A 6,451-nucleotide genomic window follows, 5' to 3' on the forward strand; every position below is an offset into this window, starting at 1 on the left:
TAAGTACAACATGAACTATAAAAACATGACATTAAGCTTAAACGGTGCACCTGTTCCTTCTTTAACGAGAAACTTTAGTGCTGCTGAAGAGGTTTTAAACATCGATAGTGCTTTAACCAGCTACCTGGATAACAGCAAAAGACAATATGCTTATTTACACACTTTAAAAGATGTAAACATTAAAGCAGCTGTTGTTCCAAAAGTAAGCCATAAAGATTATCCGGCATTAAGCGGGCTTAGCCAAATGGCCGACCATGAAGTGAGTGGAGATAGATTAAAAGGTTGTGGTTTACTGATTAACTGTTTACAGGGCATGTTGGCTGGTGTTACTTTTGCAGATAACAATTTCTACGTGAGCAGAGATTATAACCAGGGCAAAAAAATCCCGATGGGTATCTTTATCAATGGCATGAATGTGGATGTAAACCAGATCAATACGCTTGATGCCAACCAGATCGAATCAGTTGAGGTATTTTTAAGAGATGAATTAGGCTTGGTAAACCGGGCAAACAATGTAAATGGGGTTATTGTATTCAATCAAAAGAAAGCACCTAAAGGCACTAAAATATCTAAAGCGCAGCTGATGGATATGCTACCCAAATACTACGAACTTACTTTCTCACCACAGGGTTACAACAAAGAAAAACAGTTCTATTCTCCAAAATACGATGTTCCTGCAAGCATGAACCGCAATGATTTAAGAACTACCATTTACTGGAACCCTAAAGTGGTAACCGATGCTACGGGCAATACTTCTTTCGAATATTACAATGCAGATGGCAAAGGCCAGTATAAAGTAATTATCGAGGGTATAGATGCTAACGGAAATTTAGGAAGATCGGTATTTAAGTACACCGTAAAATAGATTAGTGTAGGCAGTCCAATGGTTGATAGTCCATAGCCAATAGCTAACAGACTATCAACCATTTTAGATTTGAGTAGTTAAGGGATCATGGCCATCAGACTATAAACCATTAACTATTAACCCAACAGAAAATTTTCATTCTCCTCTTATACCTCAAACGGCAACTTCTCTCCTTTTAAACCAGCCAGAACATTTTTAACAATAATCCGTGCCATGGCCGCTCGGGTTTCTTCGGTAGCTGAGCCGATATGTGGCAAAACAGCAACACTTTCCATTGATAGCAAAGGATTATCTTTATCCATTGGCTCCGGATTGGTTACATCTAAACCTGCTCCCCAAATGATTTTTTCTTCGAGCGCCTGGATCAAATCTTTTTCATTTTGAATACCACCTCTGGCCGTGTTAATAAAAATCGAATTGGGTTTCATCTGTTTAAAAACATCAAGCGTAAATTTACTCTTAGTTTCGGGCGTTAGCGCAGTATGTACAGATAATACATCACTTTGTGTCAAAAGCTCTTTGAACGAAACATATTTGGCTCCGATTTCTTTTTCAGCTTCTTCGTTACGCGATCTGTTGTGATAAATTACCTCCATTTGGTAGGCAGCCTTACATTTTTTGGCCATCTCTAATCCAATTTTCCCCAGGCCAAAAACACCGAGCGTTTTGCCATTTACCTCAATTCCGAGTTCGGGTGATGGCTCATAGTTTTTCCATTCGCCTTTAATGATTTTTTTGTGCGAGAAAAAGGCCTTTCGCGATACGGCTAGCATCAATAAAAAAGCAGTGTCGGCAGTTGCGCCGCTCAAAACACCAGGCGTATTTCCGATTGGAATATTTAATTTTTTGGCGGCAGCTACATCTACCTGATCGTAACCTACAGAATGTAAAGCAATAACCTTTAAATGGCTACAGGCCTTTAAAAATTGGGCATTAATCTTATTTGGCCCGACGCTGATCAAGGCATCCTGGCCTTGACAGGCTTCAATCAGTTCTTCGGCTGTAAYCTGTCGGTTTTCTTTCCATTGGATAATCGAAATATTATTTTCTTCCAGTTCTTTTATGCCAACTGAAGCAATGTTGCCACTTATAAATACTTTCATGTTTTATTTAACATTAAAAATTCTAAGGTGTTTTGGATAATACCAATTGACTTATTTATGGGTACTATTTCACAGTTGCTGATAACATCTGGTAAGTATTGGCACTAAAATAGCCCAATGCCTGGTTAGAGATATTAGAAGTTGGATTAGCCGGAGTTGTACCCTGGTTTGGCCCCCGGTTCGATTGCTGACTTAAAGCATACCAATAATCGAAAATATTGGAATCGATACACTCCATTTCTATTTTAATCTTGTCGTTCGAATTCAACTCATCACTGTCGTGGTCGTTAGTAGGTGGTTTAAAAAATAGCTGAATCCTTAAATCGTTCCCATTTGTTAAACGATCGTTATTTACATAAAAACGTTCTGATAAAATATCATTTACATAAAGGTTAAAATGGTAAAAATTGGTTTCGTTGACCGGGTCTTTTAAAAATACAGCAGCAGTTTTGCGTTCGCGACCAAAGAAAAAGTTTTTAATCACCCCTATCGAATCCATTTTAACCACATTGGGCATTTTTGAGCTGGCGGTGTAGGTTTGTCCTTCGGCAGTAACATTTAAATTATACGTAACACCTGGCACGCCCTTCATTTTATTGATATAAGTTCCTGGTGTTGTGCCTTCTTTAAAAACATAAGTATTTCCCTTATTATCGGTTACAGTTACGCTTGCTCCCGAAACTTTCGGAAAAATATTGGCTTCGGTATAACCGATGGTTTTGCTGATCTTAATCTGCTGATCGATCAGCGAATCGTTAATTACACCTTCAATTACCAGTTGAGGATCGGCATTTTCGGTTTCAATTTGAATAATTTTCTTGCAGCCTGTAAAACAGAAAGTAAACAGCGAAAAGTATATAATCAGTTTTTTCATGCTTTTAAAATTTAAAGTTCCAGGTAATTGAAGGGATAAGACCGAACAGCGAAGTTTGCTGGGCAGCAGTTTTGCCTGGATGATCAGGATCAGTAATAAATTCAATGGCATAAGGATTTTTCCGGGCCAATAAATTATAGATTCCAAAATTCCAGCTCGATTGATATTTCTTCCTCACTTTCCCCTCTAAAGTTGCACTTACATCCCAACGCATATTATAAGGCATTCGGCCTGCATTTCTTTGCGTATAATAATAAGCAGCCTGGCCACCTATAGTATATTTCCCTGCCGGATACGTAACGGCATTACCAGTGCTGTAAATAAAGCTCGATGAGAATGTCCACCGCTTGGTCATGTTGTAAATACCCACTAACGAAATATCATGCGTACGATCTTGCCGTGCGGGAAAATATTTACCATTATTGAGTTCTGTAAATTTACGTTCAGTACGCGATAAGGTATATCCCACCCAACCGTTCAGCTTACCAAATTTCTTTTTAAAAAATAGCTCCATTCCATAAGCCCTGCCTACTCCATATAAAAGTTCTGATTCTACATTTGAGTTAGCCAATAATTCGGCCGCATTTTTATAGTCGATCTGATTCTGGAGCCACTTATAATAAATTTCTCCCGAGAGTTCGTAATTGTTGTCCTGAATATTTTTGAAATACCCCAAAGCCACCTGATCGGCAATTTCGGGTTTAATATTGGTACTGCTCAATACATACTGATCGGTTGGTGAGCTGGAAGTAGCGTTGGTTAAAATATGGACGTTCTGGGTATTCCGGTTATAAGAAGCCTTGATCGAATTTTCTTCATTAAACAGATAGCTCACCGAAAAACGTGGCTCCAGGTTAAAGTAGTTTTTATGAAATTTCCCCTTGGCTACATTTTCTGTCGACAGGGTATTCCCATCAGCATCATAGGTACTAAAAGGCGAAATACGGTGCTGTGTGGCATTGATACCAAAACGAAGTGTATGCTTGTTGCTGAAATACTGAAAATCTTCTTTAAAGTTAAAATCCCGAACCAGTGAGGTTGCTTTAAAGTTGGTCGCATCATTTAATAAGCGAACGGTATAATTATAGTTGTTGTAAATTAACGAGGTATTCGAAAACAAACGGTCGCTAAAAATATGGTTTAACCGGATGGTGGTGGTTACATTGCCCCAGTTGTTTTCGAACAGGTCTTTAACGCCGATATTATCCTTGCCAAAATAGCCTGAAATATAAATGGTATTTTTATCATTGATCTTATAATTTGCCTTTGCATTAATATCATAAAAATTTAAGGTACTCCCATTTACAGTCGAATCGGGCGAAGACCTTAAAAACAGATCGATATACGTTCTGCGGAAACTCACCATAAAAGAACCCCTGTCTTTTACAATCGGTCCTTCTGCTTTTACACGCGAGGCAATCAATCCGATCCCACCCTGGAATTTAAATTCCTTATTGTTCCCATCGTCCATTTTAACATCTAAAACCGACGATAAACGACCGCCATACTGAGCAGGCATACCACCTTTGTATAAACTTACATCCTTAATTGCATCAGCATTAAAAGTGGAGAAAAAGCCAAGCAAATGAGAGGAGTTATATACCACCGCTTCATCCAGAATAATTAAATTCTGATCGGCAGCACCACCGCGCACATAGAAACCTGTATTCCCCTCACCACCCGATTTTACGCCTGGTAACAGCTGGATGGTTTTTAAGATATCCTTTTCACCAAGCAGTACAGGTATAGAATTAAGCGATTTCATATCGATCCTTTCCAAACCCATTTGCGCACTTTTAACGTTTTCGTTTTTACGGTTATTGGCACTTACAGTTACTTCATCCAAATCGTTTGCACTTTTTAATTCTTCGTTCAGCTTGGTATCTTTAGTTAAATTGATGGTTTTAACAATGGATGCATAACCCGTATAACTTACGGCCACAGTATAGGTACCTTCGGRCTGTGTTAAAGCAAAATAACCATAATTATTGGTTAGGGTTGCTGCGGTAGAAGCTCCAGTAATCCTTACTGTAGCGCCGATTAAAGTTTCGCCTGTGCCTGCATCGCGGATGGTACCGCTAAGGGTAAATTTCTTTTGAGCAAAAATAGAGGTTGAGAGAAAAAGGAGGAGGAATAAAGTTAAGTAGTGTTTTATGAGCATATTGGCTACTATCTAATTTTTTAAGGTGGAAACCAAATGTACGAAATCCAAGTCCTATTAATGGATAGTGGGGAATTTCTTAATACAAGTTTGGGTTTTACTTATTAATAACGGGATAAATGGCAATATGGTGTGAGCGTAACCGGTATGGGCTCAAATGATCTTTACCCGCCTGTTGAAAGGTGATCAGTTTTGAAGATTCTTTAGGCATATGGCAGTCGATACAATTGGTACTGAGCGATCCTTTAGCTAAAGTGGCTTTGCTATGATTGGTGCTTTTGTGGCAATTGATACACCGCTGAGAATAGAGGCTTAAATTCCCTTTAATATTTTCGTGTGTATTGTGGCAGGATTGGCAAGTCATGGTTTCACTTTTCCGATAACAATTACTGCCCTCTAGCATGGCACTTTGGTTACCGTGTACATCAATATTACCACCACCAAAACCTGTAAAATCCTGCGAATAATAAGCCTCTAAATCGTCGCCGGGCTGGAAGCCGAATACAGATCGCTGTGCCACCAAAGTATTGCCCGAATGACAAACAGCGCAAACATCCATCTTTTGTTTTCGGGTAAGTGTTTTATACAATGTGATAAATTTTGCTGTCTTTTCTTCAGGGTTCTCCATATGAAAAACAACATGCTGTTTACCTGGTCCGTGGCAACGTTCACAATCTATCCCATAAATAACAGCGCCTTTTTCCATTTCCTCAACTTTTGAAAAAGTAGATTTTTGTGTGATTTTAGTCGCTACATAGGATGCGTGGCACTCTAAACAACGGCTCGTTATCGCCCGATCATAATAAAAGCTTTCTTTTGGAAAACCAGGGCTGATGGCCCAATTCTTAATAGTAGCGAAGTAAGATAAAGGCAGTTCGTACATTTTCTTGCCTTGCCAATAGGTATAAGTATAGGCTTTTTCACCTGAACCAAACTGCATATCAAACTTTTGCGCACGTACAGCTTTGCCATTGTGATAAGCCACCTGAAATATACCGCTGTCTCTCTTTTCTATTACTACTTTTTGGGTTGCATCATATTGGAAACTATTCGAATCAGGGGCGAAAATTTTTAATAAAGTTGCATCTATCACGGGCTTAGAAGTTAAACCATGCGGACTATGTGCATAAGACTGCGATAAATCTTTATGGCATTTAACACAGGTAGCCGCTCCGGTATAAGCCTCGCCCCTTGCATCTGTGGGCAATTGATCGGTCACATTCATGCATCTCGAAAGAACAACAACCGCAATGGCAATTGCGCCCAAAATGAGTAGGATACGTTTTACGCCTTTCAAGATGATGTTTTGTTTTTATTTTACAAATTGAATATAACCAAAATTATAGCCCCCTGCATCTGTCAGCACCTTAATTTTTTGCTTGCCCGCCTTTAAAACAACGTTCTTTACCTCAAAGGTTGCAAACTTCTTATTATCTCCGGTATTTGGA

Annotated in this window: 4 protein-coding genes and 1 pseudogene; 1 reads left to right on the plus strand and 4 read right to left on the minus strand. The window is 39.0% G+C overall.

From position 1 onward, the window contains the following. Window positions 1-865 (plus strand): annotated as a pseudogene (locus AC1DND_RS22465) (carboxypeptidase regulatory-like domain-containing protein); the annotation flags it as partial. A gap of 146 nt (window positions 866-1,011) precedes the next feature. Here the strand turns inward: AC1DND_RS22465 and AC1DND_RS22470 are convergent. The 4 genes from AC1DND_RS22470 to AC1DND_RS22485 form a co-directional block, all read right to left on the minus strand. After that, the gene (locus AC1DND_RS22470; RefSeq protein ID WP_477584829.1) at window positions 1,012-1,968 is read right to left on the minus strand and encodes a 2-hydroxyacid dehydrogenase; all 957 of its coding nucleotides are present in this window, start codon (window positions 1,966-1,968) and stop codon (window positions 1,012-1,014) included. Window positions 1,969-2,032: 64 nt separating this feature from the next. Then, window positions 2,033-2,842 (minus strand): DUF4249 domain-containing protein, encoded by an 810-nt coding sequence (locus tag AC1DND_RS22475; RefSeq protein WP_477584830.1) that lies wholly within the window; start codon window positions 2,840-2,842, stop codon window positions 2,033-2,035. A gap of 4 nt (window positions 2,843-2,846) precedes the next feature. Continuing rightward, complete coding sequence (locus AC1DND_RS22480; RefSeq protein WP_477584831.1) at window positions 2,847-5,003, minus strand: TonB-dependent receptor; 2,157 nt, start codon at window positions 5,001-5,003, stop codon at window positions 2,847-2,849. 97 nt (window positions 5,004-5,100) lie between these two features. Next, window positions 5,101-6,300, minus strand: coding sequence for a multiheme c-type cytochrome (locus tag AC1DND_RS22485; RefSeq protein ID WP_477584832.1), 1,200 nt, complete (start codon window positions 6,298-6,300; stop codon window positions 5,101-5,103). Between the last annotated feature and the right edge of the window lie 151 nt (window positions 6,301-6,451).

It is taken from the genome of Pedobacter sp. 01N416 (assembly GCF_056399685.1).

Excerpts from the sequence above, each read along its gene's own strand:
- AC1DND_RS22475 (WP_477584830.1), bottom strand. The coding sequence starts at position 2,842 with ATGAAAAAACTGATTATATACTTTTCGCTGTTTACTTTCTGTTTTACA.